Origin of the sequence: Rhodococcus sp. BP-316 (assembly GCF_019836105.1) — a bacterium.
Classification (GTDB): Bacteria; Actinomycetota; Actinomycetes; order Mycobacteriales; family Mycobacteriaceae; genus Rhodococcoides.
In genome coordinates this window covers 20,890-46,315 of the sequence record NZ_JABUEE010000014.1, presented here as the reverse complement: position 1 = coordinate 46,315, position 25,426 = coordinate 20,890, and the positions used below count along the sequence as shown (strand labels likewise).

General features: G+C 69.0%; 28 protein-coding genes. 12 read left to right on the top strand and 16 right to left on the bottom strand.

Features of this window, described 5'->3' with window-relative positions; all coding sequences use genetic code 11:
* The first annotated feature begins 128 nt into the window (after positions 1–128).
* The gene (locus HQ312_RS21120) at positions 129–704 is read left to right on the top strand and encodes a TerD family protein (protein ID WP_027505908.1); all 576 of its coding nucleotides are present in this window, start codon (positions 129–131) and stop codon (positions 702–704) included.
* Here the strand turns inward: HQ312_RS21120 and HQ312_RS21115 are convergent, their stop codons facing one another.
* Both HQ312_RS21115 and HQ312_RS21110 read right to left on the bottom strand, forming a co-directional pair.
* Positions 705–992, bottom strand: a complete 288-nt coding sequence (locus HQ312_RS21115) for a hypothetical protein (RefSeq protein ID WP_285186306.1) — start codon at positions 990–992, stop codon at positions 705–707.
* 40 nt (positions 993–1,032) lie between these two features.
* Entirely contained in the window at positions 1,033–2,259 is a 1,227-nt protein-coding gene (locus HQ312_RS21110; RefSeq protein ID WP_222641369.1) for a diguanylate cyclase, read from the bottom strand.
* A 165-nt stretch (positions 2,260–2,424) separates the two neighbouring features.
* Between HQ312_RS21110 and HQ312_RS21105 the strand changes: the two genes are divergently transcribed.
* The gene (locus HQ312_RS21105) at positions 2,425–3,465 is read left to right on the top strand and encodes a nitronate monooxygenase family protein (RefSeq protein WP_222641367.1); all 1,041 of its coding nucleotides are present in this window, start codon (positions 2,425–2,427) and stop codon (positions 3,463–3,465) included.
* 4 nt (positions 3,466–3,469) lie between these two features.
* Here the strand turns inward: HQ312_RS21105 and HQ312_RS21100 are convergent, their stop codons facing one another.
* Together HQ312_RS21100 and lat are read right to left on the bottom strand one after the other, a co-directional pair.
* A complete protein-coding gene (locus tag HQ312_RS21100) occupies positions 3,470–4,279 on the bottom strand; it encodes an alpha/beta fold hydrolase (protein WP_027505905.1) in 810 nt (269 codons plus the stop codon).
* Between the two features lie 60 nt (positions 4,280–4,339).
* The gene (gene lat / locus HQ312_RS21095) at positions 4,340–5,677 is read right to left on the bottom strand and encodes an L-lysine 6-transaminase (protein ID WP_222641365.1); all 1,338 of its coding nucleotides are present in this window, start codon (positions 5,675–5,677) and stop codon (positions 4,340–4,342) included.
* Between the two features lie 85 nt (positions 5,678–5,762).
* Here lat and HQ312_RS21090 point away from each other — a divergent pair, with 85 nt between their 5' ends.
* Both HQ312_RS21090 and HQ312_RS21085 read left to right on the top strand, forming a co-directional pair.
* Entirely contained in the window at positions 5,763–7,274 is a 1,512-nt protein-coding gene (locus HQ312_RS21090) for an aldehyde dehydrogenase family protein (RefSeq protein ID WP_222641353.1), read from the top strand.
* A gap of 83 nt (positions 7,275–7,357) precedes the next feature.
* The gene (locus tag HQ312_RS21085; protein WP_027505902.1) at positions 7,358–7,555 is read left to right on the top strand and encodes an RNA-binding S4 domain-containing protein; all 198 of its coding nucleotides are present in this window, start codon (positions 7,358–7,360) and stop codon (positions 7,553–7,555) included.
* An 8-nt stretch (positions 7,556–7,563) separates the two neighbouring features.
* Here HQ312_RS21085 and rraA read toward each other — a convergent pair whose 3' ends face one another.
* Positions 7,564–8,058, bottom strand: a complete 495-nt coding sequence (gene rraA / locus HQ312_RS21080) for a ribonuclease E activity regulator RraA (RefSeq protein ID WP_056440786.1) — start codon at positions 8,056–8,058, stop codon at positions 7,564–7,566.
* A gap of 138 nt (positions 8,059–8,196) precedes the next feature.
* On the opposite strand from rraA, the gene HQ312_RS21075 reads away from it, so the two are divergent.
* Complete coding sequence (locus tag HQ312_RS21075) at positions 8,197–8,496, top strand: DUF6480 family protein (protein WP_231476342.1); 300 nt, start codon at positions 8,197–8,199, stop codon at positions 8,494–8,496.
* 61 nt (positions 8,497–8,557) lie between these two features.
* Here HQ312_RS21075 and HQ312_RS21070 read toward each other — a convergent pair whose 3' ends face one another.
* Positions 8,558–9,325 (bottom strand): MerR family transcriptional regulator, encoded by a 768-nt coding sequence (locus tag HQ312_RS21070; RefSeq protein WP_222641345.1) that lies wholly within the window; start codon positions 9,323–9,325, stop codon positions 8,558–8,560.
* A gap of 170 nt (positions 9,326–9,495) precedes the next feature.
* On the opposite strand from HQ312_RS21070, the gene HQ312_RS21065 reads away from it, so the two are divergent.
* From HQ312_RS21065 to HQ312_RS21055, 3 genes are all read left to right on the top strand, one after another.
* The gene (locus tag HQ312_RS21065; RefSeq protein ID WP_027505898.1) at positions 9,496–11,040 is read left to right on the top strand and encodes a succinic semialdehyde dehydrogenase; all 1,545 of its coding nucleotides are present in this window, start codon (positions 9,496–9,498) and stop codon (positions 11,038–11,040) included.
* Positions 11,041–11,166: 126 nt separating this feature from the next.
* Complete coding sequence (locus HQ312_RS21060) at positions 11,167–12,561, top strand: hemolysin family protein (protein ID WP_222641343.1); 1,395 nt, start codon at positions 11,167–11,169, stop codon at positions 12,559–12,561.
* Positions 12,558–13,574: a CNNM domain-containing protein gene (locus HQ312_RS21055; RefSeq protein WP_027505896.1), complete on the top strand. Its 1,017-nt coding sequence runs from the start codon at positions 12,558–12,560 to the stop codon at positions 13,572–13,574. Before HQ312_RS21060 ends, HQ312_RS21055 begins: the two co-directional genes overlap by 4 nt.
* Here HQ312_RS21055 and HQ312_RS22285 read toward each other — a convergent pair whose 3' ends face one another.
* From HQ312_RS22285 to HQ312_RS21030, 5 genes are read right to left on the bottom strand one after another with little or no spacing between them, the layout of a single operon-like run.
* The gene (locus HQ312_RS22285; protein ID WP_222641341.1) at positions 13,575–14,510 is read right to left on the bottom strand and encodes a CopD family protein; all 936 of its coding nucleotides are present in this window, start codon (positions 14,508–14,510) and stop codon (positions 13,575–13,577) included.
* Positions 14,511–14,513: 3 nt separating this feature from the next.
* The gene (locus HQ312_RS21045; protein ID WP_056440779.1) at positions 14,514–15,020 is read right to left on the bottom strand and encodes a copper resistance CopC family protein; all 507 of its coding nucleotides are present in this window, start codon (positions 15,018–15,020) and stop codon (positions 14,514–14,516) included.
* Positions 15,017–15,682 (bottom strand): YcnI family protein, encoded by a 666-nt coding sequence (locus HQ312_RS21040; RefSeq protein ID WP_027505893.1) that lies wholly within the window; start codon positions 15,680–15,682, stop codon positions 15,017–15,019. The genes HQ312_RS21045 and HQ312_RS21040 overlap by 4 nt, the downstream gene beginning before the upstream one ends.
* 16 nt (positions 15,683–15,698) lie before the next feature.
* Positions 15,699–16,196 (bottom strand): hypothetical protein, encoded by a 498-nt coding sequence (locus HQ312_RS21035; RefSeq protein WP_222641339.1) that lies wholly within the window; start codon positions 16,194–16,196, stop codon positions 15,699–15,701.
* Positions 16,197–16,253: 57 nt separating this feature from the next.
* Positions 16,254–16,892, bottom strand: coding sequence for a DUF6474 family protein (locus HQ312_RS21030; protein WP_027505892.1), 639 nt, complete (start codon positions 16,890–16,892; stop codon positions 16,254–16,256).
* Between the two features lie 152 nt (positions 16,893–17,044).
* On the opposite strand from HQ312_RS21030, the gene HQ312_RS21025 reads away from it, so the two are divergent.
* Entirely contained in the window at positions 17,045–18,676 is a 1,632-nt protein-coding gene (locus HQ312_RS21025; RefSeq protein ID WP_222641337.1) for a TM0106 family RecB-like putative nuclease, read from the top strand.
* Positions 18,677–18,819: 143 nt separating this feature from the next.
* Here HQ312_RS21025 and HQ312_RS21020 read toward each other — a convergent pair whose 3' ends face one another.
* Positions 18,820–19,587 (bottom strand): SDR family NAD(P)-dependent oxidoreductase, encoded by a 768-nt coding sequence (locus HQ312_RS21020; protein WP_222629296.1) that lies wholly within the window; start codon positions 19,585–19,587, stop codon positions 18,820–18,822.
* 84 nt (positions 19,588–19,671) lie between these two features.
* Between HQ312_RS21020 and HQ312_RS21015 the strand changes: the two genes are divergently transcribed.
* Positions 19,672–20,166 carry a nucleoside deaminase gene (locus HQ312_RS21015; RefSeq protein ID WP_222641335.1) on the top strand — a complete coding sequence of 165 codons (495 nt, stop codon included), beginning with the start codon at positions 19,672–19,674 and terminating at the stop codon, positions 20,164–20,166.
* Here the strand turns inward: HQ312_RS21015 and HQ312_RS21010 are convergent.
* The 3 genes from HQ312_RS21010 to HQ312_RS21000 all read right to left on the bottom strand — a co-directional run bounded on the left by HQ312_RS21010 (position 20,108) and on the right by HQ312_RS21000 (position 22,487).
* Positions 20,108–20,806, bottom strand: coding sequence for a TMEM165/GDT1 family protein (locus tag HQ312_RS21010; protein WP_056440761.1), 699 nt, complete (start codon positions 20,804–20,806; stop codon positions 20,108–20,110). The two genes, HQ312_RS21015 and HQ312_RS21010, sit on opposite strands and share 59 nt — an antisense overlap.
* A gap of 317 nt (positions 20,807–21,123) precedes the next feature.
* Positions 21,124–21,657, bottom strand: a complete 534-nt coding sequence (locus HQ312_RS21005; protein ID WP_222641404.1) for a peptidase — start codon at positions 21,655–21,657, stop codon at positions 21,124–21,126.
* Between the two features lie 206 nt (positions 21,658–21,863).
* A complete protein-coding gene (locus HQ312_RS21000) occupies positions 21,864–22,487 on the bottom strand; it encodes a superoxide dismutase (protein WP_027507329.1) in 624 nt (207 codons plus the stop codon).
* Between the two features lie 201 nt (positions 22,488–22,688).
* Here HQ312_RS21000 and HQ312_RS20995 point away from each other — a divergent pair, with 201 nt between their 5' ends.
* Positions 22,689–23,879: an acyltransferase gene (locus HQ312_RS20995; protein ID WP_261782530.1), complete on the top strand. Its 1,191-nt coding sequence runs from the start codon at positions 22,689–22,691 to the stop codon at positions 23,877–23,879.
* On the opposite strand, the gene HQ312_RS20990 is transcribed toward HQ312_RS20995, so the two are convergent.
* A complete protein-coding gene (locus HQ312_RS20990) occupies positions 23,867–24,793 on the bottom strand; it encodes an LLM class F420-dependent oxidoreductase (RefSeq protein WP_222641334.1) in 927 nt (308 codons plus the stop codon). The two genes, HQ312_RS20995 and HQ312_RS20990, sit on opposite strands and share 13 nt — an antisense overlap.
* Positions 24,794–24,969: 176 nt before the next feature.
* Here HQ312_RS20990 and HQ312_RS20985 point away from each other — a divergent pair, with 176 nt between their 5' ends.
* Positions 24,970–25,422: a hypothetical protein gene (locus tag HQ312_RS20985; protein WP_222641331.1), complete on the top strand. Its 453-nt coding sequence runs from the start codon at positions 24,970–24,972 to the stop codon at positions 25,420–25,422.
* Positions 25,423–25,426: the final 4 nt, after the last annotated feature.

Genomic DNA, 25,426 nt, shown 5'->3' with positions numbered 1-25,426 from the left:
CCGCGCGCCCTGTGCTGCGCGGCGGGTCGTCACGAAGGGCCGGGAACCGGAACGACGTCGGGTTCGTTGGCCGGGCAGCACCGATCCGAATACGGATGAATCGGGCGAAACGAGAAGGGATCTCTCACATGGGCGTCAGCCTGACCAAGGGTGGCAACGTGTCTCTCACGAAGGCCGCACCGAATCTGACCGCGGTGTCCGTCGGACTCGGATGGGATCTGCGCACGACGACCGGAACGGATTTCGATCTCGACGCCAGCGCCATCGCGCTCGGCCCGGACAAGAAGGCGCCCGGCAACGAGTACTTCGTCTTCTTCAACAATCTGAAGACTCCGGACGGCTCGATCCAGCACACGGGTGACAACAAGACCGGTGAGGGCGACGGCGACGACGAGGTCATCGACGTCGATCTCGCAGCGGTCCCGTCCACCGTCGACATCGTCACGTTCCCCGTCTCGATCTACGAGGCCGACGCGCGCTCGCAGTCGTTCGGCCAGGTCCGCGGCGCCTACATCCGCGTGATCGACAAGTCGAACGGCACCGAGCTCGCCCGTTACGACCTCACCGAGGATGCCTCCACGGAGACCGCCATGGTCTTCGGCGAGCTGTACCGCAACGGTGCGGAGTGGAAGTTCCGCGCCGTCGGCCAGGGCTACGCCTCCGGACTCGCCGGCATCGCCCGCGACTTCGGCATCAGCGTCTGATCAGTCTCGACGCCTGATCTCGGGGCGGTCGGCTCGTCGCCTCGCGCGAACGACGCCGACCGCCCCGATGATCATGCCCACGATGGACAGCACGTCCGACTCGGTGAATCCGTGCTGGAGTGAGAACACCACCAGCACACGGCCCTCGAGCGGCGCGTTGAAGAGCAGCCAGCCGATCGACGCGAGCACCACTGCGGAGATCGACCAGGCGTTCGGCCGCGCCAGGCACCACGCCGACGCGGCGAACAGCGAGTTCATGACCACGAGTGCGTGGAAGATGTCGATCACGGGGTGGGTTTCCTCGTCTGGGTCCGATGCAGGGCGGGTGTCACAGGAAGGTCGAGAGCAGCCGATGCCCGCCGGCGGCCTTGGCTCGGTACATCATCGAGTCCGCACCCCGCGTCGCGCGGTCGATCGCCCCGGGTCCGGAACTCCACAGCGACGAGTCGGGAGTCAACACGGCGACGCCGACGCTGGCGGTCACGGGAATGGTGTCCTGTCGATCGTGGACCGTCTCGGTGACACGGGCGACCACCGACTCGACGTCTCCGTCCACACCGGTGAGGACCGCCACGAACTCCTCGCCGCCGGTACGGGCGAGCACCCCGTGGCCGTCGAAGAGCTCGGCGAGCCGGGTCGCGACCAGGACGATCACGGTGTCGCCCTGATCGTGTCCGAAGCGGTCATTGACGCTCTTGAACCGATCGATGTCGATCATCACGACCACCACGGGCGATGTGGTCGCGAGTGCCGTCTCCCACAGATCCTCGACCGAGTTCTGCAGACCGCGGCGGTTCCTGACGCCGGTCAGCGAATCGAGGTCCGAGGCTTTCGCGTCCGTCGAGACGAGTGACCACGCGATGGACGCGAAGACCGGCACCCAACTGCTCGCGCCGCTGGCCACCAGCACCGCGGCGATCGCGTCCCACGGCCCCCACAGATTCTGGACGTACGCCAGGGTGCCGATGAGGACGATGACGGCATTGGTGAACGCGAGATGGGCGAGCAGCACTCGTGGGCTGAGGAAGAACGTGCAGAGAGCGCCGTTGATCGCGAACAGGAAGGTGCCGATCAGTGCCGACGTCGGGGTGTCCAGCAGGATCACCGACGCGATGCCGACGTCGCCGAAGATCAGGAACCCGAGGAACTGCGCCTTCGTGTCCGGCGTCGGTCCCGTGAGCACCCAGATCATCGCGGCGATCTGCAGGGCCAGCACGAGGAAGACGTAGACGATCGCCGGCGTGCCGGAGGGGCCGTTGGGCGAGGCGAGCATCAACATGGACACGGTCGCGTTGAGCAGCACCGCGCCGGCGAAGACCAGCCGGATGATGCCGTGGATGGACCGGGTGGAGTGGTGGACGAAGATCCAGTCGAAATCGTGCGGCGTGGTCAGCCACCGACGCACGACGTCGAGTGCGCTGTCCCGAGGCCGGTGGGTGAGGGGTCTGCGTTGCGCGTTGCGGACGCGACGGGATCCGCTGTGTCGACCCGGGCGAGCGCGATCGCGGGACGCGCGGACGCGCTGCGTGACCGGCGGACGGGTCGGGTGCGGCATGCGTGGAGAATCCTTTCGAACTCGATGCGACCCCCGACGCGGCGTGTGTCCCTGCTGGTGACCAGTGAAGTGTACGTGTAGTCGGTTTGGTCGGCCCGAAACCGGTGAAACATCGGGTATTCGTGGTACGTCGGCGAGATCACCCCTCGACGTACGATCGGCCGCATGACCGCTGTGTTCCCTGCCAGGCTTCCCGTCGTGTGCGCGCCGATGGCCGGAGGCCCGTCCACCCCCGCCCTGACCGCCGCCGTGAGCGATGCCGGTGGCCTGGGATTCCTGGCCGGTGCGCTGGTGGGCCCGGAGGCGCTCGACGGCCGGCTGTCCGAGATCGAGTCCCTCACGTCGGCGCCGTACGGCGTCAATCTTTTCCTCCCGTCAGCGCACATCGCGGTCGCCGACGAGATGGAGTCGTACCGCGCCGCGCTGGCCCCGATCGCCGCCGAGTTCGGGGTCGAACCCGGCCCGGCGACACCCGGCCCCGACGACATCGACGCGGTGATCGACGTGGTGCTCGCCCACCGCCCGGCGGCCGTGTCGGTCACGTTCGGTCGACCCGGCGCCGAGCTCACCGCCCGCGTGCACGAGATCGGCGCCCTGATGATCGGGACGGTCACCTCCGTCGACGAGGCCCGCGAGGCCGTCGAGGACGGGGCCGACATGCTCGTCGTCCAGGGCAGCGAGGCCGGCGGACACCGGGGCGTCTTCACCGACGACGCGTCGTCTCCTCGAGGCGGTGACGCGATGTCGCTGCCGTCCCTGCTGCTCGCCGTCGGACTGTCGGTCGACGTGCCCCTGATCGCGGCCGGCGGGATCATGGACGGGTCCGGAGTGGTGGCCGCTCTCGGACTCGGCGCCGTCGCTGCGCAGATGGGCACCGCGTTCCTGTGCTCAGACGAGGCCGGTACCTCGGCGGTGCACCGCGCCGCACTGCTGGACCGCCGCTACCGGCGCACCGTGGTGACGCGTGCGTTCTCGGGACGACCGGCTCGGGGACTCGAGAACGAGTTCGCGGCGCAGTTCACGGCCTCCGCACCGGCCGGCTATCCCGATGTCAACGCGATCACGGGCCCGATCCGCACCGCGGCGACGGCTGCCGGCCGAGCTGACGTGCCCAACCTGTGGGCCGGTACCGGGTGGCGTTCGGTGACCGCCGCGCCGGCCGCGGACATCGTCGCGCGGATCGTCGCCGAGATGGAGACCGCCTAGAACCTCAGGACGGGTCTGCGGTCGGGGACCGGTCCTGACTTCCCGCGAGGAGGATCGACGCGATCAGCTCGGGGTTGTCCGTCATCGGCACGTGGCCGACCCCGGGGACCGAGATGACGCGGGCGTGCGGGAAGCGGCGACGGACGCCCCGCACCTGGTAGTGCGGCAGGATCAGGTCTCGCGTGCCCCACGCCACCGTCACCGGCACCAGCGGTTCGGTGAGTGGCGGGAACTCGAACGGCGCGTCGATGCCCGCGTCGATCATCGCGTTGGTGGTGAGTGACGAGGCGTCGACGACGGCGGCCTCGTACGACACCCTGCTCGGATGCGCGAAGAACGGCAGCAGCGTGGGGTACCGCACCGCCCGCATCTTGAGCGCAGTCGGTGTGGCCTTGCCGAACGTGCGCGCGACGGTCCGCATCGCGCGGAACGTCACCATGGTCCGAGCCTGGTCGGTGTGGTTGAGGAAGAAGCCGGCGGGGGACAGCGCGGTGGCCGACGCCACCTCGCCCTGCGCGGCGAGACACAGCGCGACGTAGCCGCCGAGCGAGTTGCCGGCGATGTGCACCTGGTGGTCCGGCTCCTCGATCTCGCGGACGAACTCGGTGACCTCGTTCTGGAGCGTGAGCAGCACGTTCTCACCGGACTCGTGCAGCGGCTCCGACTCCCCGTGCCCGGGCAGGTCCACGGTCACGACCCGCCGATAGGGCGTGAGCAGGTCCAGCACCGCGTCCCACGCCTGGCGGCGGTGAACGACTCCGTGCACCAGTACGAGGGTGGGACCGTGACCGTCGACGTCGTAGCGCAGTGTCATGGGCGGATGGTAGCGGAGCCCGGCGCAGTGCCTGTCACTCGGCGTACACAGACAATCCGGTCACGAGCTGAGAACCCGGTCGATCGCCGCGACGGCGTCGGCCAGCGCCTCCTCGGTCACGGTCAGCGCGGGACGGAACCGGACGCTGCGCGAGCCGCACCCCAGCATGATCACCCGCTCGTCGACGAGGAGCCGCGTGATCAGTCGATCGCGAGTCGCGGTGTCCGGCAGTGAGAACGCCCGGAACAGGCCGCGTCCCCGCACGTCGGAGATCGACGGGTGACGCACCGCGAGTGCGTCGAGAGCGGCGCGGAGGATCGCGCCCCTGTCCGCGGCGCGGGCGATGAGACCGTCGCGTTCGATCACCTCGAGGATCCGCCGTGCCCGCACCATGTCGGCCAGGCCGCCGCCCCACGTCGAGTTGATCCGGGATCCGACCTCGAAGACGTTGTCGCGCACCATGTCCACGCGGCGGCCCGCCATGATGCCGCACACCTGGGTCTTCTTGCCGAAGGCGAGGACGTCGGGTTCGATGCCCAGCTGCTGGTGCGCCCACGCGGTGCCGGTGATGCCCGCCCCGGACTGGACCTCGTCGACGACGAACAATGCGTCGAACTCGTGGCACAGAGCCTGCAGCCCGAGGAGGAACGACGGTCGGAAGTGATGGTCGCCGCCCTCGCCCTGGATCGGCTCGACGATGGCGGCGGCGATGTCGTCGGGGAACGACTCGAACGCGGCCCGCGCAGCGGCCAGTGAGCGCGCCTCGAGAGCGTCCATGTCCGCGCCCTCGCGCAGGTACGGCGACGGGATGCGGGGCCAGTCGAACTTCGGGAAACGCGCGACCTTGATCGGATCCGTGTTGGTGAGCGACATGGTGTAGCCCGACCGGCCGTGGAAGGCGTGCTCGAGGTGCAGGATCCGTCCGCCCAGTGCCGGGTCGAGACCGCTGGACTCGTTCAACCTGCTCTTCCAGTCGAAGGCCACCTTAAGGGCGTTCTCGACGGCGAGCGCACCGCCCTCGACGAAGAAGAGGTGGGGTAGTTCGGGGATGCCGAGCACGCGCGCGAAGGTCGCGACGAAGCGGGCCATCGGCTCGGAGTAGAGGTCGGAGTTGCTCGGCTTGTGCAGCGCGGCCGTCAGCAGATCCGCCCGGAACTCGTCATCGCGGGCGAGAGACGGATGGTTCATCCCGAGCGCGTTCGAGGCGAAGAACGTGAACATGTCGAGATAGGACGCACCGGTCCGCGCATCGACGAGTGTGGAGCCGTGCGACCGCTCGAGGTCGAGAACCATGTCGAAGCCGTCGGCCAGGATGTGGCGCGACAGCACGTCGTGGACCGACTCCGGCGCACCGGCGGGAACGGGGGTGGTGGGCCGCGATGGCAGTACCTGCGTCATGAAGGCGAAAGTACGCGATAAAATACTGTCAAACAACATCTGGGCCGGAATAAATCCTGTCACGACCATCGGAGACAATGAATCCATGACATCGACCGTCGACCTGTCCGCCCGTACGTCCGAGCTGCTCGCCGCAGTCGGGGCCGCGCCGCTCGACCACGACTCCGGCCTGGCCGCGACCAGCCCGATCACCGGTGCGGTGCTGGGCCACGTGCCGCTCACGAGCGACGTGGACTCGGTGATCGCCGCAGCCGCGGACGCCTACCGGTCGTGGTCTCTCGTTCCCGCGCCGGTACGCGGCGGTCTGGTGCGTGAGCTGGGTGAACTGCTCCGCGAACACAAGGACGCACTCGGTGAGCTGGTGTCCATCGAGGCCGGCAAGATCGTCAGCGAGGGCCTCGGCGAGGTCCAGGAGATGATCGACATCTGCGACTTCGGCGTCGGACTGTCCCGCCAGCTCTACGGCAACACCATCGCCACCGAGCGGCCCGGCCACCGGATGATGGAGCAGTGGCACCCACTCGGAATCGTCGCCGTGATCACGGCCTTCAACTTCCCGGTCGCGGTGTGGTCGTGGAACACCGTGCTCGCCCTCGTCGCCGGCGACACGGTGGTGTGGAAGCCGTCGGAGAAGACGCCCGTCACCGCGGTGGCCGTGCAGGCGCTGTTCGAGGAAGCCGCACGCCGTGCCGGGGTGTCGCCGGCGGTGGCGCAACTCGTCGTCGGTGACCGTGCCGTCGGTGAGACCCTCGTCGACGATCCGCGCATCGCCCTGGTCTCCGCCACCGGATCGACCCGCATGGGCCGCGAGGTGGGCCCCCGCGTCGCGGCACGGTTCGGCCGCGTGCTCCTCGAACTCGGCGGCAACAACGCCGCGATCGTCTGTCCGAGCGCTGATCTCGACCTCACCGTCCGCGGCCTGGTGTTCTCCGCGGCCGGCACGGCCGGTCAACGGTGCACGTCCCTACGCCGCGTCATCGTGCACGAGTCCGTCGCCGACACCCTCGTCGACCGACTGGGTACCGCGTACTCGTCGTTGCCCGTCGGGTCGCCGCTCGACTCGTCGACGCTGGTCGGACCGCTGATCGACGAGGCCGCGCACGACGGGTACGCCGACGCGTTGGAGCTCGCGCGGAAGGACGGCGGCACCGTCGTCGCGGGTGGTGAGCGGGTGCGAGTGGCGGGCGCCGAGGACGGTGTCTACGTCCAGCCGGCCATCGTGCGGATGCCCGCGCAGACCGACGTGGTGCGCCGTGAGACGTTCGCGCCCATTCTGTACGTCATGACCTACAGCGATCTGGACGAGGCCATCGCCCTCCACAACGACGTACCGCAGGGGCTGTCGTCGTCGATCTTCACGACCGACCTGCGCGAGGCGGAACGCTTCCTGTCGGCGGCAGGGTCGGACTGCGGCATCGCGAACGTGAACATCGGCCCGTCGGGCGCGGAGATCGGCGGCGCGTTCGGCGGCGAGAAGGAGACCGGTGGCGGGCGCGAATCGGGCAGTGACGCCTGGAAGTCCTACATGCGACGCACCACCAACACGGTCAACTACAGCTCGGAGCTGCCGCTCGCCCAGGGGGTGACGTTCCTGTGACTGCGGGAAGGCCGGAGGCCGGCCGGGATCACGCGGGAAGGCCGGAGGACGGCCGGGATCACAGCAGCGATCGAACGGTCGAGATCCGCGACGAGGTGATCAGGCTGGGGCAGTTCCTCAAGCTGGCCGACCTCATCGAGTCGGGGTCCGAGGCGAAGGCCGTCATCGCGGACGGTCTCGTCGAAGTCAACGGTGAGACCGAACTGCGCCGAGGACGTCAGCTCCGTGCGGGCGACACCGTCACCGTCGGCGGGGTGTCCGCCCGCGTCGCTCAGGCCTGAGCTACCGGTCAGCCCTGAGGCGGGAGGGGTTGCGCCGCGACGACGACACCGTCGTCGTCGCTGTAGACGAACTCGCCGGGGATGAAGGTGACTCCGCCGAACTCGACTGTGACGTTCTTCTCACCCGACCCTGTCTGCGTGCTCTTGCGCGGGTTGGTTCCCAGCGCCTTCACCCCGATGGCGAGAGTCGTCAGGATGGCCGAGTCGCGCACGGCCCCGTTGACGATGACGCCCGCCCACCCGTTGTCCACACCGCGCCCGGCGATGATGTCGCCGACGAGGGCGGTGTGGACACTCGCGTCGCCGTCGACCACCAGGACTCCGCCGTTGCCGGGCTCCGACAATGTCTGCTTGACCAGCAAGTTGTCCTGAAAGCAGCGAATGGTGGTGATGGGTCCGCAGAACTCCCGCACGGCCCCGAGCTGACGGAACTGCGTGTCGCAGCTCCGGATGTCCGGCCCGATGGTGTCGGCGAGATCGGCGGTCGCAATGAAGGTGCTCATGGCGTCACAGGCTAGCGGCAGTCCTGCGGCACGTCGGGTCACGCTGTCGGGGACACCCGCCGGGGCGGCGGTTGGTGCGTCGGCGGTTCGGTCCCTCGAGGTCGATTGGACGGTGCAGGTCGGGGGAACCCGCACGTCATGAGTACAAGTCACGACGGCAACGACGGTCACACCGGTGACGAGACTGCGCGCGACGCCACCCGAGAGGACCACCCCATGTCCGGCCAGAACCCCGATCCCGCAGAGACTGCAGGACTCGAACCCGGTGGCAGCATCGTGCCGGGTGACACGCCGCCGGACTCCACGTCGGCCGCGGGTCCCAATCATGAACCGCCCCAGCGCACTCGGACACCCGCGATCGTGTTCCTGGTCGCGGTCGGCGTCGTCGTGGTGCTGATCGTCCTCGGTGTCGTGGGCAGGATCGCGGGCCTCGTCTAGAGCCCCCGACAGAACTGACGACGGAGCACGTGGCCTCTCGGCCTCGTGCTCCGTCCGTGTGTCAGGCCCCGTTCTCGCGGGCGTTCGCTCCGACGATGGCGACGATCCACTCCGCCAGCCCGGCGGCCCGCCCGTCGTAGTGCGCGCGGAACCGCTCGTCGGCGGTGTACATCCCGGCCACGCAGACATGCATCGCGTGATCGCAGTCGTAGAAACGGTCGATCGACGCTCGGTGGCGTTCCGCGAGGACGTCGGCCTCGTCCGAACCGGGCTCCACGCCGCGGAGCATCGCTGCAGCGAGATCAGCCTCGAGTTGTTCGGTGTCGGCCTTGATCGCACGCCAGTCGTCGGCCGACATCGCGGCGGTGCGCTCCGTGCTCTGGGCCCACGCATCGGTGGTTCCCCAGCGCTCGCGGGCCTCGTCCTCGTACTTCTCGCCGGCCCAGTCGTCGCCCCAGATCTCACGCTGCTCGGCCGGGGTCAGGTTCGTACCCATCGTCTTCCTCTCGATCACGGTGTCCACGGCGTTCGCCATGGCTGTCAGGTGAGCGATGCGCCGGTCGAGCAGGGTGCGCTGCCGTCGGAGATGCTCGAGCGCGTCCGCGGCGGGATCGTCGAGTATCTCCTTGATCTCGGTCAGCGGGAACCCGAGTTCGCGATAGGTCAGCACGGAGTACAGGCGCTCTACGTCCTGCGAGGAGTAGGTGCGGTATCCCGCAGGAGACCTGCCGCCGGGCACCACCAGCCCCACCGCGTCGTAGTGGTGCAGGGTGCGCACGCTGACGTCTGCCAGCGCGGCGACCTGTCCCACGGTCAGTGCATCGTTCACACCGGTCACTGTCCTGCCTCCCGTTGCGTGAGGGTCAAGCACAGTCTTGGCCCGATCCGCCGAGGCGTCCGGTCGGGGGCTGTGTCCGAACGCACTCCTGGCGTACCGTGTCGATACCGACGGTGTATCCGTCAACCGTCGTCACACTCATCCGCCACTGGGAGATACGCATGTCAGCGCCGACCGCAGACACGTTCACACGACTCGTCGCCCTCGCCTCGGTCGCACCGGGCCGGGAGACCAAGCCCGTCATCGAGGTGTTCACCGGCCGCGAGATGGCGACCATCCCCGTCGGCACCCGCGACGACGTGCTGGCGGCGAACGACAAGGTCCGCGCAGCCCAGAAGCGGTGGGCGACGACGTCCATCGCAGATCGAGCGAAGATCCTCCACAAGTATCGCGACCTCGTGTTGAAGCACCGGGCGTCGCTCATCGACCTGGCGCAGGCAGAGACCGGGAAGTCCCGGTCCGCCGCCCAGGAGGAGGTCCTCGACATCGCGATGACGGCGCGGCACTACGCGCGGGTCTCCGGCGAACTGCTGAAGAGCAAGCGCGTCAAGGGCATGCTTCCCGTGCTGACCAAGACGCAGGTCAACTACCAGCCCAAAGGCATCGTCGGCATCATCTCGCCGTGGAACTACCCGATGACCCTCGCGGTGTCCGATGCCATCCCGGCTCTGATGGCCGGCAACGGCATCGTGCTGAAGCCGGACAGCCAGACGCCGTACTGCGCGCTCGCATGTGTCGAACTGCTCTACCAGGCCGGTCTGCCCCGTGACCTCTTCGCCGTGGTTCCCGGCCCCGGATCGGTGGTGGGCACCGCCATCGTCGACACCTCCGACTACCTGATGTTCACGGGTTCCACCGCCACCGGCCAGCTTCTCGCCGAGCAGACCGGTCGGCGACTCATCGGGTTCTCCGCCGAGCTCGGCGGCAAGAACGCCATGATCGTCGCCGCCGGCGCCAAGATCCCCGAGGTGGTCGACGCGGCCGTCCGTGCCTGCTTCTCCAACTCCGGTCAGCTCTGCATCTCCATCGAGCGCATCTACGTCGAGAAGTCGATCGCCGACAAGTTCACCGCCGCGTTCGGTGAGCGGGTGCGCCGCATGACGCTGGCCGCCACGTACGAGTTCGGGGTCGAGATGGGCAGCCTCATCTCGGAGGACCAGGTCAAGGCCATCTCGAACCACGTGGACGATGCGAAGGTGAAGGGTGCGACCGTGGTCGCCGGCGGCAAGGCACGCCCCGACATCGGCCCGCTGTTCTACGAGCCCACCGTGCTCACCGGCGTGACCGACGACATGGAGTGCTGGGGAGCCGAGACGTTCGGTCCCCTCGTCTCCATCTACCCCGTCGCCAGTGTCGACGAGGCTGTCGAGCGGGCCAACGCCACCGAGTACGGACTGAACGCCAGCGTGTGGGCGAAGACGAAGGCGCAGGGCGAGGCCATCGCCGCGCGACTGCACGCCGGCACCGTGAACGTGGACGAGGGGTACGCGCCGACCTGGGGAAGCACCGGTGCGCCGATGGGCGGCATGGGTGTCTCGGGCGTCGGTCGTCGACACGGACCGGACGGCGTCCTGAAGTACACCGAGTCGCAGACCGTCTCCACGACGCGCCTGATCAACCTCGGCGGACGACGGCTGCCTCCGAAGCTCTGGGCGAAGACGTTGCCGATCTTCATCCGGGCGCTGAAGTACGTGCCGGGACGGTAGCGGCGCGCATCCCGTAGAATCGGGCGAAACACCCGCAGCGACTAGAGGACGAATGGACAGCGACAAACCCGGGCCGGTCATGGCCCCCCTCGTATCGACCGATGCGACCAGGGCGGTGACCGGCACATGAGCGAGTTGTTGACGCTTCTCCTCGGTATCGTCGTCGTCGTCGGAATCACCGCCGGCACAGGCTATTTCGTGGCCCAGGAATTCGCCTACATGACCGTGGACCGGTCGAGGCTCGAAGCGCGCTCGAAAGCGGGTGACACCGTCGCCGCGCGCACCCTGGCCGTCACGAAGCGCACGTCCTTCATGCTCTCGGGCGCTCAGTTGGGCATCACCGTCACCGGCCTGCTCGTCGGTAACTTCGCCGAGCCGCTCATCGGACAGTCCCTCGGGACTCTGCTCGGCGGCGTCGGCATTCCGAGCGGTGTCGGACTCGCCGTCGGTGCGGTGACGGCGCTGGTGGTGTCGACGTTCGTGCAGATGCTCTTCGGCGAGCTGTTCCCCAAGAACTTCGCCATCGCCCGCCCCGAACCCGTCGCGCGATGGCTCTCGCTGTCGACGACGATCTACCTCAAGCTGTTCGGCTGGCTCATCCGTATTTTCGACGCCTCGTCCAACGCGCTGCTGAAGGCGCTGAAGATCGAGCCGGTCCACGACGTCGAGCACTCGGCGACCCCGCGCGACCTCGAACACATCGTGGCCGAGAGCCGGGGCACCGGTGACCTGCCCGAGGAGCTGTCCACACTGCTCGACCGCATCCTCGACTTCCCCACCCAGACCACGGGTCACGCGATGATCCCCCGCGCGAAGGTGGCGACGGTGCGCTCCGACTCCACCATCGCCGAGGTGCGCGCCCTCATGAGCGTCGAGCACTCGCGGTATCCGGTGCTCCATGCCGACGACTCGATCGAGGGCGTCGTGCACCTGCGCGACGTGCTCGCCACCGACCTGTCCGGCGACACACCGGTCGCCGTGCTGTCCCGCGACGCACTGGTGCTCCCCGAGACCCAGATGCTCCCCGACGCCATGGGGGAGCTGCGCGCGTCGAAGAACCAACTCGCCTGCGTCATCGACGAATACGGCTCCTTCACCGGTGTCGTCACCATCGAGGACCTGGCCGAGGAGCTCGTCGGCGAGATCACCGACGAGCACGACGACGCCGACGGCGCGGAACCCGTGCCCGGCGACGACGGTGTGTGGACGGTGGCCGGCGACGTCCACCTCGACGAGGTGGAACGTGCTCTGGACCGCGAACTTCCGGAGGGTGACATCGAGACCATCGCCGGACTGGCCATAAGCGTCCACGGATCGCTTCCCGAGGTCGGCGACGTCATCGAACTCGCACTGCCCCTCGACCCCGGTGATCTCGCGACCGACGCCGAACCGCCCCGACGGTTCCTCGTCATGAAGGTCCTGGAGATCGACAACCACGTGCCGTCGTCGGTCACGCTCGAGGTCGTGGAGCGCACTCCCGACGACGTCCCGGCCATGAGTGAGACGGAGGATGCGCTGTGAGCAACCCCCTGGTGTTCCTCGTCGTCACCGTCGGCCTGATCGCGCTCAGCGCCTTCTTCGTCGCCGTCGAGTTCGCGCTCCTCGCCGCCAAGCGGCACCGGCTCGAGGACGCGGCGGCCGATTCGCGGTCGGCGCGCGCCGCGCTCCGCAGTTCCACCGAGCTCACGGTGCTGCTCGCCGGCTCGCAGCTGGGTATCACGTTGTGCACGTTGGCACTCGGTGCGTTCACCAAGCCCGCCGTGCACTACTGGCTCCGGCCGCTGTTCGAGTCACTCGGTCTGCCCTACTGGGCATCCGACGTGCTCGGCTTCGTCCTGGCCCTGATCATCGTGACCTTCCTGCACCTGGTCGTCGGCGAGATGGCGCCGAAGTCGTGGGCCATCGCGCATCCCGAGAAGTCGGCGACGATGCTGGCCATCCCGATGCGTGTCTTCATGTTCTTCACCCGCCCGATCCTGGTGTCGCTCAACGGAATGGCGAATGCACTGCTGCGCCGGGCCGGTGTGGAGCCGGCCGATCAGGTGATGTCAGGCCAGAACCCGGACGATCTCGAGCAGCTGGTCGCGCACTCGGTGAGTGTCGGATCGCTGGACAAGGGCTACTCGGATCAGCTCTCGAGTGCGCTGGAACTGCAGAAGCTCACGGTGGCGGACCTCGTGCGCATCGATTCCGAGCCCACCGCGGTGGCGACGACGGCGACGGTCGCCGACGTGCGGGCGGCGTCGCTGCGCACGGGCCATCTGCGCATCCTCGTGCGGGACGGCGCCGACGTGATCGGTCTGGTCCACGTGCGGGACACGTTGCAGGCGGAGGACTCCCGCTCGGTGGACGACTTCGTGCGACCGGCCTTCGAGCTCGACGCCGCCGCGCCCGTGTACGTCGCGCTCGCGGAGATGCGGGAGACCCGCAACCATCTCGCGGTGGTGCGCGACGGCGGTGCGGTGGTCGGTGTCATCACCATGTCGGACGTGCTCGTCCGGTTGCTGCCCAGCGCGGACCCGCTGCCCGCGTGATCAGGCCGTGGTCGCCAGTGCGGCGGCCACGCCGAACGCCACGGCCATCGCCGCGGTCTCGACGACGGCACGCCGCGTCGAGACCGTGGCGTGCGTGGTGTGGGCACCGATGACGCTCACCCACGTGCGCCGTCGCCACCACCCGCCGATCACCAGGGCGACCAGCAGGACCGACTTGAGCAGGATCAGCCGCCCGTAGTCGGTGTCGACCAGGGCGGTCACCGAGGTGAGCCGCACGGCGGCGTTGACGACACCGGTGACGGCGACGGCGACCACACACCACAGCGCGGCCGCCGAGTAGCGCGGGAGCAGATCCGCCCAGGCGGTCCGTGACCGCAGGGTCACCGCCATCGCGACCAGCAGCCCGAGCCACACCGATGCCGCCACGACGTGCACGGCGACGAGCAGCGCGCCGACGGCTTGCTGCGCCATGTGGCCGGTCATCGGGCGAGCGATGAGGGCGACGGCGGTGGGTACGACGACGACGATGCCGGAGACTTCCAGATCGGTGCGGAGGGCAGTGGCCGCCAGCACGGCCATCGCGAGCGCGACGACCACGACCGCGGAGCCGATCCGGCCGTTCGCGATGTTCTGGACGTAGTCGGTGAACGTGCCGAGCGACACCGCGGTGGCGCTGACGGCATCGGACCGCGCCGCCCCCAGCACCAGCAGCGTGACCTCGGAGACTGCCCAGCACGCGGCCGCGACGAGGGCGCCGCGCCACGCGAGGTGGTCGTCGACGTGCCGGGAATCGCGGGCCCACAGGATCAGCAGACCGAACCCGAGCACCACGGCACCGGCGACGTCGGCACCGGTCCGCACGAGGGAGTCGAGCGGAAGGTCGGAGGGCGCCAGTACGAGGGCGGCGATCACTCCGAGCAGTGCAGCCGGAACGACGGCGAGCGGTGACCACCGCGCCGTCGTCGTTCCGGCCACGACTCAGTTCTTCTTCCGCAGAGCGAACGCGAGACCGCCGAGGAACACCACCGCGGCGGCGACCAGGAACGGCCAGAGCGGCACACCGCCCCCCGACTCGGTCGAGGACGCGCCGGCGTCGGCCGCGGGACCGGGGGTCCCGGTGCCGGCCGTCGTCAGCTCGAATGTCCGCGTACCGCTCACGGGGTGGCCGTCGGCTGACGTGACGCGGAACGCGATGGTGTATGTGCCCGTCGGCCCGAGCTCTCGGAGGTCCACCGCGACGGTGGAACCCGACACGCGCGGGTCACCGTCGGACCAGAGGTTGCCGTCGGGACCGACGACGGTCAGCGAGGCGAACTGCGACTGCACTGCCTCGTTGAACGTCACCGTCGCCTCCGCCGGACCCTGATCGACGGAACTCTCGTTCTCGGGGGAGCTGGACACCACCACCGAGTGCGCGGACGCCGTCGAGGTGCCGAGCAGCAGCGCCGCGGCGAGGGCGAGCAGCAGAGCGAGGAACCGGCTCACGAGCGTCGACTCCGCACCGTGGCGCCGATCCCGAGTGCGGCACCGAGTGCTCCGAGAACCAGGCCGATCCCGCCGAGCCACCGGGCCGTGGTGTCGGACGACGACGCGGCGGCCTCGGTGGTCGAGGACGCTGACGACACCGTGGGGCTGCTGTGATGATCGCCGCTGCTCGCCGCGAGTTCCAGTGTGGGAGCCGGCAGTTCGGGCTCGGTACCGTCCTCCGGTGTCGGCTGGTCCCAGTTCACGACCTCGCCGTCACTGTAGGTCTGGCGGGCCGGGAAGGACACGCTCTCCTCCTCCGGCAGGGGGCCGGCCGAGAGCTGGAACTGCTCGAACTGTCCGGGCCCGACACCGGGGTTGCCGGGATCCGCCGTCCAGGTGACCGAGGTGGCGAGTTCGTCCGCCGAACGTTCGACGACGGCCGTCCATCCGGGCATGGGCTGCGTGCGGGCCGAGGTGAGGCCGGGCAGCTGGACGGTGACGGAGGTGGTGGACGCCGCCTCCGACTCGGTCGGCACCCGGAAGGTGAGAACGCCGTATCCGCCCTGTGCCGCGTCCGGAGCGGACACGACGACGTGGGCGGACGCCAGTCCTGCGGAGGCGAGGAGGGCGGCGGCGGTGAGGACACTCGTGCCCAGGGCACGCGTGGAGAAGCTGGTCATGACAGTTGTCTTCCGTTCAGGTGAGGGAGTACCGCGGTGTGAGTGGCTGCACGAGCACCTGCGGTGGTCCTCTCCTGGAGACGGCGGACAGAACGGGTACGGGAACCGGCCGATCGAGCGGCGCGGTGGCGGTGACGGGTCGGGGGCGACGCGGCGGCGAGAACGTGAGCCGCGGTGCGCGCAGCACCGACGTGATCGCGGCGAACAACCGCTCCGACGAGGCGACCAGGACTGCGCCGACACCGACGGCGACGGCGTGCGCCGCGAGCATCGACGCGTCGAGCGGGTGGGCGTGTTCCGCGACGGCGGCCAGTGCCTCGTGCGCGACGACCTGTCCGCCCACGAGCCACAGGAGGATCGGGAGGGGGCCGGTCCGGGCGGTCCCGACACCGGCGGCGAGCACGCCCGCACCGATCGCGACGGCGAGCAGCAGGGACAGAGCGGACGAGGTGGGCACGCCACCACCGCCGACACCGTGCGCGGCGACGGCGAGCGTGGCCGTGAGTGCTCCCACGGCACCACCACGCCACACGCGCGTGCGCTCGGTCCCCATCGTCGACTCAGGCAGGGATCAGCGCACGCCGAGGCGCGCGAGGATGTCGGCCTCGATGCCGTCGAGCTCGTCGGAGATGGCGCCGTGAGCCAGCTTGCGGCGCGACGGCGGCATCTGCTCGGCGGCGTGCACCGCGGTGGTGAGCTCGGTCAGGCGCGACCGGATCGCATCGGCGAAGGCGCCCGTCTCGGCGTCCTGGTGCGACGCGGCGACCTCGGCGACGGAACGCTCGGCACCGACGATGCGAGCGCTGAGCTTGGCGCCGTGTCCGGTGTACTGGCCGAGCTCCTTCACGTCGACGCCGATGCGGCCGGCCCGGTACTGGTCGAGCTGACCCCGCAGGAGGGTCGCCGCGCGGTACGCGATCGGCACGAGGACGGGGGCCAGGACGCGACCGATGCCGACGTACTTGCGCACCTTCGCCGCGTTGATCTTGCCTTCGCGCGCGGCCTTCTCCCGTGCGGCCAGGGTCCTGATGTGCGCCTGATCCACCTTCTGTTGGCTGGTCAGCGCCTTGGCGTCGTTCTTCGCCAGCTTCTTCAGATGCTTGCGCTCGTTCCGGGCGGTGTACTTCGCCTCGAGGCCCGCCTTGTGGCGCAGGGCCTTGGCCTCGGCCTTCCGGGTCGCACGGCGAGAACGCTTCTTGCGCAGAGCCATGGTGTACGTGCCCCTATCGTGTCCGACTACGTCGCCAGAACGCTCCGACCGGATGACCGACGAGCGCCTGAATGCCTGCCGCCAGCCTATCGGTCCGCTCCGGGTGCGCTGCATCCGCGTGAGGTGTCGGCCCGTGGATCTACGCTGCGAGAATGTCCCACGTCGTGCCGCCCCCCGCTCCGGCGTCCGGCCCCTCCGTGCTGATCGACGCGTCGTCGCTCACCCGGTGCCGCCACCGCGTGTATCTCGACACCGCCTACCGCTCTCTGCTCGTCGACACCGCGGAGGACGCGGGGGTGCAGATGCGCCGGGAGGCGGCCGCCGCGTACCGAGCCGAGATCCGGGACACCCTGGTCGCCGCGGATCCGCAGTCGTGGGTGGTGGTCTCCCCGTCGATGTCCCGCTCGATGCAGGTCCGCGCCACCCGTGCGGCGTGCGAGTCCGGTGTCGAGCGCATCTGGAACGCGACCTTCGCCGACGACGAGGACGCCGGTCGGCGTGGCCGGTGCGACATGTTGGTGCGCGATCCGGACGGCGGGTACATCCCGGTACTGGTGGTCAACCACAAGGTCACCGATCCGGGAAGCGGCGCGGTGACCACGCCGTTCACGTCGTGGGCCCCCGCTCTCGATCCCACGCGCAAGGTGCGACCGCAGTTACGGGACCAGTTGGCGGCCGTGCACGTGCATCGGCTCCTGGGCCGCATCGGTCAGGCCGGTGTGTCGGCGCGAGCCGGTGTCATCGGCTTCGGTGCCGAGGTGATGCTCGTGCACGATCTGACGGCGGTCGACGCGGAGTACGACACGCGCTTCGGTGACCGACTGGCCATCGCGTCGGGCTCGGTCGTCACGTCGCCGTCGAAGGTGTCGGAATGTCGGTCCTGTCCGTGGTGGTCCGAGTGCGGGGAGACCCTGCGGCGCACGCGGGACGTCTCGCTGGTGGCGGCGGGGTCGCGAGCGGACGCCCTGCGGTCCGCGGGCATCGTCACCATCGACGACCTGGCGGACTGGACGGGCGGCGTGCCCGACGAGTGGCCGCACGGCGACTTCGACGAGACGGTCGTCATCGCCCGTGCATGGATCGCCGACCTGCCGCTCGTCCGGCGCCGCGACACCGTGACGGTCCAGCGGGCGGACGTCGAGGTGGACGTCGACATGGAGAGCTACCAGGAGCACGGCGCCTACATGTGGGGAACGCTCCTCGACCGGCGGGACGGTGCCGAGCCGCAGTACCGCGCCTTCGTGACGTGGGAACCGGTTCCCACGATGGACGAGGCGCGCTCGTTCGGCGAGTTCTGGTCCTGGATGCAGGGCGTGCGTGCGGACGCGCATGCGGAGGGCCTGACGTTCGCGGCCTACTGCTACTCGCGCGCCGCCGAGGACAAGTGGCTGCTGGGATCCGCGCGCCGGTTCGCCGGCATGCCCGGTGTCCCCACCGAGGCCGAGGTGCGGGAGTTCATCGACGGGCCGGACTGGGTCGACATCTACATCGCGGTGTCCCAGAACTTCGTGTGTCCGTCGGGAAAGGGCCTCAAGAAGGTCGCACCGGTCGCGGGCTTCCACTGGCGGGACGACGAGGCGGGCGGCGAGGCGTCGATGGCCTGGTACCGCCGCGCGGTGGGATACGACGGAGACGTCGACGCGTCGCAACGCACGCGGTTGCTCGAGTACAACGAGGACGACGTGCAGGCCACCCGCGCGCTGCGGGTCTGGATGGACGGGGCGGCCGCGCGGGAGATTCCGACTGCGGACGAGCTCGGCGGAAGTTCCTCTGTGACGAAGTGACACGCTCGCCCCGTCGTATAACGAAGTGAAACGCTCGCCATCGCTACCAGTCGGGGGTTGGCAGCGACGACGAGCGTCTCGAGATGTGATTCGTCCCAGTACCCGGTGTGGATGGGTGGTGACGAAAAACTTTTTTCCAGCAGTTACCGCGGTGCCATCCGGAGTGCGCCGTCCATGCGGATGGTCTCGCCGTTGAGGTAGTCGTGCTCGACGATCATCTGTGCGAGCTGCGCGTACTCGGTGGGCTGAGCGAGGCGGGACGGGAACGGGACGCCCGCCTCGAGGCCGGCGCGGTATTCCGGGGTGACGCCGGCGAGCATCGGGGTGTCGACGATGCCGGGGGCGATGGTGTTGACGCGGATGCCCACCTGCGCGAGGTCGCGCGCCGCGGGGACGGTCATGCCGTGCACGCCGCCCTTGGACGCGGAGTAGGCGATCTGACCGATCTGGCCCTCGAACGCGGCCACCGACGCGGTGTTGATGATGACGCCGCGCTGTCCGGCCTCGTCGACGGTCGGCAGCGTCTGCATGTGATCGGCCGCCAGACGCATGACGTTGAAGGTGCCGAGCAGGTTGATGGTGATGACCGTGCGGAAGAGCTCGAGATCGTGCACGCCCTTCTTGGACAGGATGCGTCCCGCCCAGCCCACGCCGGCGCAGTTCACGACGATGCGCAGCGGGACGCCGGCCTCGCCGATCTGTGCGAGGGCGGCCCGTACCTCCTCGTCGCTGGTGACGTCGGCGGCGATGAGCGTCACGCCGTCCGGTACGGAGTCACCGGCCTTGTCGATGGACTGCTGCAGGTCGAGGCCGAAGACGGTGACGCCGTTGTCGGCGAACCGCTTCGCCGTGGCCGCGCCGAGCCCCGATGCGCCGCCGGTCACCAATGCCGCTGTTCCCGCGATCTCCACTGCCGTGTCCTCTCGTCTGACGGCCGACTCGGTTACCGGCCGCTCACTGAAACGAACCCTAGTCGGTGGGTGCAGACTCGGGACATGACGTTCCCCGGTTCGGCAGACGAGGTCCATGTCCGGCGTTGTGTCGCGCTCGCGCGCGAGGCACTCGACGCCGGTGACGAGCCGTTCGGGTCGGTGTTGGTCGACGCGGACGGTCAGGTGCTCTTCGAGGACCGCAATCGCGTGGGCGGCGGGGACTCGACGCGCCATCCCGAGTTCACGATCGTGGAGTGGGCCGTGCGGAACCTGACGGCCGACGAGCGCGCCCGGACCACGGTGTACACATCGGGGGAGCACTGCCCGATGTGTTCGGCGGCGCACGCGTGGGTGGGGCTCGGCGACATCGTCGTCGCGGTGACGAGTGCTCAGCTCACCGCGTGGCGGTCGGAGTGGGGTCTGGAGCCGGGCCCTGTCGCCGCGCTGCCCATCGGCGACGTTGCGCCGCGGATCCGGGTGCGGGGGCCCGTACCGGAGGTCAGCGCGGAGATGCGGGCACTTCATCGTCGGAATGCCGGTCTGCCGTCGGACGAGTGAGAGTCCAGCTCGTCGCCGCGATACCGAGGGCGAGGACCACGGCCGCGGCGATCAGTCCGACGGGTGTGCCGGGAAGCAGCCCCTCGAGGATCAGCCACACGCCGAAGACGAAGAACAGGGTCGCGGCACCGAGGGTGATGAGCCGCTCGGGCAGGTGCTTGCCCAGGGTCGCGCCGATGACGATGGCCAGAGCGTCGGCGGCGACCATGCCCAGCGTCGAGCCGATCCACACGCCGACCCAGTCGTTGTCGGAGGCGAGCGTGACGGTGGCCAACATCGTCTTGTCGCCGAGCTCGGCGAGGAAGAAGGCGGACGCGACGGCGATGAAGGCGGACTTCGTCACCCGGTCGGCCTTCGTCTTCTCCTCGTCGTCGAGCGAATCGCCGCGTAGCGTCCACAGGCCGAAGACCAGGAACGCGACGCCGCCGACGATGCCGATCAGGTGCGTGGGCAACGCGACACCGAGGTAGTGGCCCACGGCGACGGAGACGAGGTGGACGAGCGTCGTGGCGACCGTGATGCCGCCGATGACGACCCACCAGCGGTACTTCAGGGCGAACGTCATGGCCATCAGCTGGGATTTGTCGCCGAGTTCGGCGACGAAAATGACTCCGAAGCTGAGCAGCAGGGCGGCGAGCACGTCGAACCTCCAGGACAGGGCGCGTCGACCGACACGAGGGGAGAACCTGGCCGACGCTCGGTGCAGCGCACCGTGCGGTCATCGGGACCGGTGCGGGAAGGCCGGAGGCCGGCCGGTCGACGAAAGGTCTCGCCCACCTGCTGCCACGTGTGTGGAAGCTCGGTTCACCGAGCCGGGAGCGCCCCGGCGAACCGGTGCGCGCCAGTATGTCGACTGGATGATCGGGGGCTACTCCCCTTCGCTGATCTCCACGCTAAAGCCCTGGTCAGGCTTCTGCAACTTCGACAAACCTGTTCGGCTACCCGAAATTTGTCGTGTCATGCAGCGAGCAACATCGCGAGGACGGCCGTATCGGGATGGCTGATGGGATCGAGGCCCACACGGCTGATCATCGACGTCACGGTGCCGTCCGCCTCGGCCTCGACCCAGGCGGCGCGATGGTCCAGCCCGAGGTGCGGCAGACCCGGCAACAGCACGCACCCCGACGCGGCCCCGGCGCACTCCGGCAGCGTCGGCATCGTCTCCGACGGCGGATGCAGCATCATCAGCGCGGCCGGCTGATGCAGCGCGAATCGCTCGGGGGTCACCGCGTGGTCCCCGATGACGGGGCCCTCGGACACCACGATGCCCACGGTCCCCTCGTGTGGGTCGTCGGGCAGTTCCTCGCGGACACAGAAGACGGTGCTGGTGTCCAGCAGGCCGGGGGTCGACGCGACCCGCACCGCGAAGGCGAGAAGCTGCGCCCATTCCTTTGTCGTGTCGGGCCACCGGCCGGAGATGACGAAGCCGCGCAGGGTTCCCGAGGCGTGGAACGGGGCCACACCGATGATGCGACGATCGGGACTGGTCATGACGTTCTCCTCGCACTGGCCGGCATCGAGCGGGACGGCCTGCGCGGAACGTGCGCGGACCATCGGCACACAACGTCGGGTAGAGGAAGAGAACACCACCATCGCGCTGGCACACAAGTGGTCACGAGTGCCAGATGTGGCCGGTGAGACGACGAATGCCGCGCCCTCGTGGGACGCGGCATTCGCGGTACGACTGTGCGGCGGGACTACGGGAAGATGAGACCCGAGGTCTGCGACGTGGCTGCGGCGAAGCGCTGCTGCACGTCGGCCCAGTTGACGACGTTCCAGAACGCCTTCACGTAATCGGCCTTGACGTTCTTGTACTGCAGGTAGAAGGCGTGCTCCCACATGTCGACCTGCAGCAGGGGAATGATGCCGAGCGGCACGTTCGCCTGCTGGTCGTACAGCTGGAACGTGAGGAGCTTCTTGCCCAGCGTGTCGTAGCCGAGCACTGCCCAGCCGGAGCCCTGCAGACCGTTGGCCGCGGCGGTGAACTGCGCGCGGAACTTGTCGAACGAGCCGAAGTGGTCGTCCAGTGCGGCCGCGAGCTCGCCCTCGGGCTTGTCTCCACCGTTGGGGGAGAGGTTCTTCCACCAGATGGAGTGGTTCACGTGGCCACCGAGGTGGAACGCGAGGTTCTTCTCCTGCAGGAAGATCGAGCCGTGATCGTCCTTGTCACGGGCGTCGGCCAGCTTCTCCAGTGCGGTGTTCACGCCGGCGACGTAGGTGGCGTGGTGCTTGGAGTGATGCAGCTCGTTGATCTCCCCGGAGATGTGGGGCTCGAGAGCTGCATAGTCGTAGTCGAGGTCGGGCAGTGTGTACTCGGACACGTGTTTCCCTTCTCTTGCATCTGTTGTAGCTGACTGCTGGCGTTACCCAGCCAACGTCATTCGTACACCTCGCGCAAGAGTTCGACGCAGTCGGAGTGCAGCGCAGACGCACCGATGCGGACCGTGGTCCCCTTGCCCGCGCGCAGCGATGACGTGGGCGAACTCGACCGACAGGTGAACGGAACCTTAAGATCGAGGGTGATGACCTCCTCGACGCCCGACTCGGACGGTGGGGTGGTCTCCGTCCGTACGGCGGCCGATCCGCCGCGGATCCGGTTCGGCGGAGTCGACATCCTGCGTGCGCTGGCGGTCCTGACCGTCGTGTACTCGCACATCTCGTACTTCCTGGTCGACGATCTCGGAACACCGTGGTGGCTCATCGACGTCGTCACCCTCGTGTTCGTCGAGCACGGCGGTCTGAACCACCATCTCTCGTTCGTGGGCGTCGCGTTCTTCATGATCCTCACCGGACTGGTCGCGACCGCGTCCGTCGTCCGTAGCTCGCCGCGCGCCTTCCTCGTGGGGCGGGCAGCGCGGTTGCTCCCGGTGTTCTGGCTGTCGGTCCTCGCCGCGATCGTGCTGGTCCGCCTCGGGGTGAACGGGATGTTCTCGCAGACCGTGGGCATCAGCAACGCCGAGGCCGCCATGAGCTTCGTGCTCGGCGGCTTCTTCGTGCGCCCGGAGGTCGTGGTCCTCGGGGTCACCTGGACGCTCGTCGTCCAGGGGGTCTTCTACGTGTACGCGGTGAGCATGCGCCGGGTGCTCGCGTCCCGCCCCGTGCTGGTTCCGGTCGTCGGCGCGGCGGTGTGCTGGCTGATCCTGCTCTACACCGATCTGGTGCCGTACGAGTACACGATCCCCATGGTCGACAAGGTCGCGGCGACGTTGCCCACCGTCTTCCTGGGCCAGATCGTGTATCTCGCGTTCGCCCGGCTGGCGTCGTGGCGGGCCCTTCTTCTCGCGGGTCTCGCCCAGTTCGCCGTCATCCGGTACGCGACGACGGTGGACGCCTTCCACGTCGGTCAGCAGGGTCACCTGTGGACGGTACTGGTGCTCGTCGTCGCGGTGGTGCTGGTGGCTCCCACCGACACCGCGTTCGGCCGCTCGCGCGTGATCCACTGGCTCGCGACGCGCAGCTACACGATCTACCTGGTCCACACTCTGGTGCTCTACCGCATCTACTCGCTCGTCGAGCCGCATCTCGGTGCGACCGTCGCGGTGCTCGTCTTCGCGCTGATCACCGGTGTGCTCTCGGATCTCGTGTACCGCTATGTCGAGACGCCGGCGGCACGGTGGATCGCCCGCCACTGGTCGGGGCATCCGCGGACGCCTGCCCCGACCGCGAACGAGCCGACCTCGAGTGACCCGACCTCCGGCCCTCAGGCCAGCTGACGCATCACCTCGGCGGCGACCAGCTCGATGTGGTCGAGATCGGACAGGTCCAGCATCTGCAGGTAGAACCGGGTCGATCCGAGCCCGGCGTACGTTCCGAGCTTGTCGACGATCTCGGCAGGCGTCCCTGCCGCGCCGTTCGCCCGGAGCTCGTCCACGTCCCGTCCGATCGCGGCGGCGCGGCGGGCGATCTCGTCCTCGGTGGTGCCGCAGCACAGCACCAGCGCGTTGGAGAACGTCATCGACGACGGATCACGGCCGATGTCGGAGCACGCTGCGCGCACCCGGTCGAACTGTGTCGCCGTCGCGTCGGTGTCCGCGAACGGGAGATTGAACTCCGTCGCGTGACGCGCGGCGAGTTCCGGCGTCCGCTTCTTCCCCATGCCGCCGATGATGATGGGCGGCGGACTCTGCACCGGCTTCGGCAGAGCGGGTGAGTCGGTCACGGTGAAGTGGTCGCCCTGGTACGAGAACGTCTCACCCGCGGGAGTGCCCCACAGACCGGTGACGATCGCGAGGGTCTCCTCGAAGCGATCGAAGCGCGTGCCCACCGACGGGAACGGGATCGCGTACGCCGCGTGCTCGTCGGCGTACCAGCCTGCTCCGAGCCCCAGTTCGACGCGGCCGGCGCTCATCGCGTCGACCTGCGCGACCGAGATCGCCAGGGGACCCGGGTACCGGAAGGTGGCCGAGGTGACGAGGGTGCCGAGGCGGATCGTGGAGGTCTCGCGAGCGATGCCGGCCAGCGTGATCCAGGCGTCCGTTGGTCCGGGGAGGCCGTCCGTGCTCATCGCCAGGTAGTGGTCGGAGCGGAAGAAGGCGTCGTACCCGAAGTCCTCGGCGGCGCGCGCCACGCGGACCAGGTCGTCGTAGGTCGCGCCCTGCTGCGGTTCGGTGAAAATTCTGAGGTCCATGGTTCGACAGTAGAAGGGCGTGCCGGAGTCGGGGAGCGACCGTGGGTGCGACACACGCGGAGGAAACGGGATCGAGTCCCGTTTCTGTGGATGTTTCTGTGGATGGTGGGGATGGTCATTGTCGATCAGCAACTCCCGTAGGGAGTTGAAGATGCCGATCGACAATACTGCTCCCCATGGACTTCACCGCCGAGGCCGAACTGTCCGCCGCGCTCGACGACCTGCACGCCGCGGAGATCGACTCCCTGGCCTCGGCGGTCGCGCCGTTTCGCGGACGCCTCACCCGGAGCCTTCTCGGCCGCGCGCGCCTGGTGGTCACACTCTCGGCCGACGGCCTGCCGCAGGCCGTCACCCTCGCCTCGGCTCTGCTGCGAGATCTCGTCGGCGGTCGCGACCTCGTGTCGCTGTCCGTCCGCTCGGCACGAGACCACGAGTCGGTCTCCGGACTGCCGCCCACCGACGGGTGGTCGTCGGTGTCCGAGGTGGCGGCGGAGCGGGCGATCTCCCGACAGGCCGTGCTCGCGCAGATCGCGGCGGGCACCCTGCCCGCGGCGAAGGTGGGGACCACGTGGGTGGTGGCCCGCGGCGCACGACGGTTCGAGAGCGGGCGGTTCGAGAACGACTGGTGATCGA

Coding starts and splice junctions, on each gene's coding strand:
- HQ312_RS21120 (WP_027505908.1), top strand. CDS start 129: ATGGGCGTCAGCCTGACCAAGGGTGGCAACGTGTCTCTCACGAAGGCC.
- HQ312_RS21110 (WP_222641369.1), bottom strand. CDS start 2,259: ATGCCGCACCCGACCCGTCCGCCGGTCACGCAGCGCGTCCGCGCGTCC.
- HQ312_RS21105 (WP_222641367.1), top strand. CDS start 2,425: ATGACCGCTGTGTTCCCTGCCAGGCTTCCCGTCGTGTGCGCGCCGATG.
- HQ312_RS21100 (WP_027505905.1), bottom strand. CDS start 4,279: ATGACACTGCGCTACGACGTCGACGGTCACGGTCCCACCCTCGTACTG.
- lat (WP_222641365.1), bottom strand. CDS start 5,677: ATGACGCAGGTACTGCCATCGCGGCCCACCACCCCCGTTCCCGCCGGT.
- HQ312_RS21090 (WP_222641353.1), top strand. CDS start 5,763: ATGACATCGACCGTCGACCTGTCCGCCCGTACGTCCGAGCTGCTCGCC.
- rraA (WP_056440786.1), bottom strand. CDS start 8,058: ATGAGCACCTTCATTGCGACCGCCGATCTCGCCGACACCATCGGGCCG.
- HQ312_RS21075 (WP_231476342.1), top strand. CDS start 8,197: ATGAGTACAAGTCACGACGGCAACGACGGTCACACCGGTGACGAGACT.
- HQ312_RS21065 (WP_027505898.1), top strand. CDS start 9,496: ATGTCAGCGCCGACCGCAGACACGTTCACACGACTCGTCGCCCTCGCC.
- HQ312_RS21060 (WP_222641343.1), top strand. CDS start 11,167: ATGAGCGAGTTGTTGACGCTTCTCCTCGGTATCGTCGTCGTCGTCGGA.
- HQ312_RS21040 (WP_027505893.1), bottom strand. CDS start 15,682: ATGACCAGCTTCTCCACGCGTGCCCTGGGCACGAGTGTCCTCACCGCC.
- HQ312_RS21030 (WP_027505892.1), bottom strand. CDS start 16,892: ATGGCTCTGCGCAAGAAGCGTTCTCGCCGTGCGACCCGGAAGGCCGAG.
- HQ312_RS21025 (WP_222641337.1), top strand. CDS start 17,045: ATGTCCCACGTCGTGCCGCCCCCCGCTCCGGCGTCCGGCCCCTCCGTG.
- HQ312_RS21015 (WP_222641335.1), top strand. CDS start 19,672: ATGACGTTCCCCGGTTCGGCAGACGAGGTCCATGTCCGGCGTTGTGTC.
- HQ312_RS21005 (WP_222641404.1), bottom strand. CDS start 21,657: ATGACCAGTCCCGATCGTCGCATCATCGGTGTGGCCCCGTTCCACGCC.
- HQ312_RS20995 (WP_261782530.1), top strand. CDS start 22,689: ATGACCTCCTCGACGCCCGACTCGGACGGTGGGGTGGTCTCCGTCCGT.
- HQ312_RS20990 (WP_222641334.1), bottom strand. CDS start 24,793: ATGGACCTCAGAATTTTCACCGAACCGCAGCAGGGCGCGACCTACGAC.
- HQ312_RS20985 (WP_222641331.1), top strand. CDS start 24,970: ATGGACTTCACCGCCGAGGCCGAACTGTCCGCCGCGCTCGACGACCTG.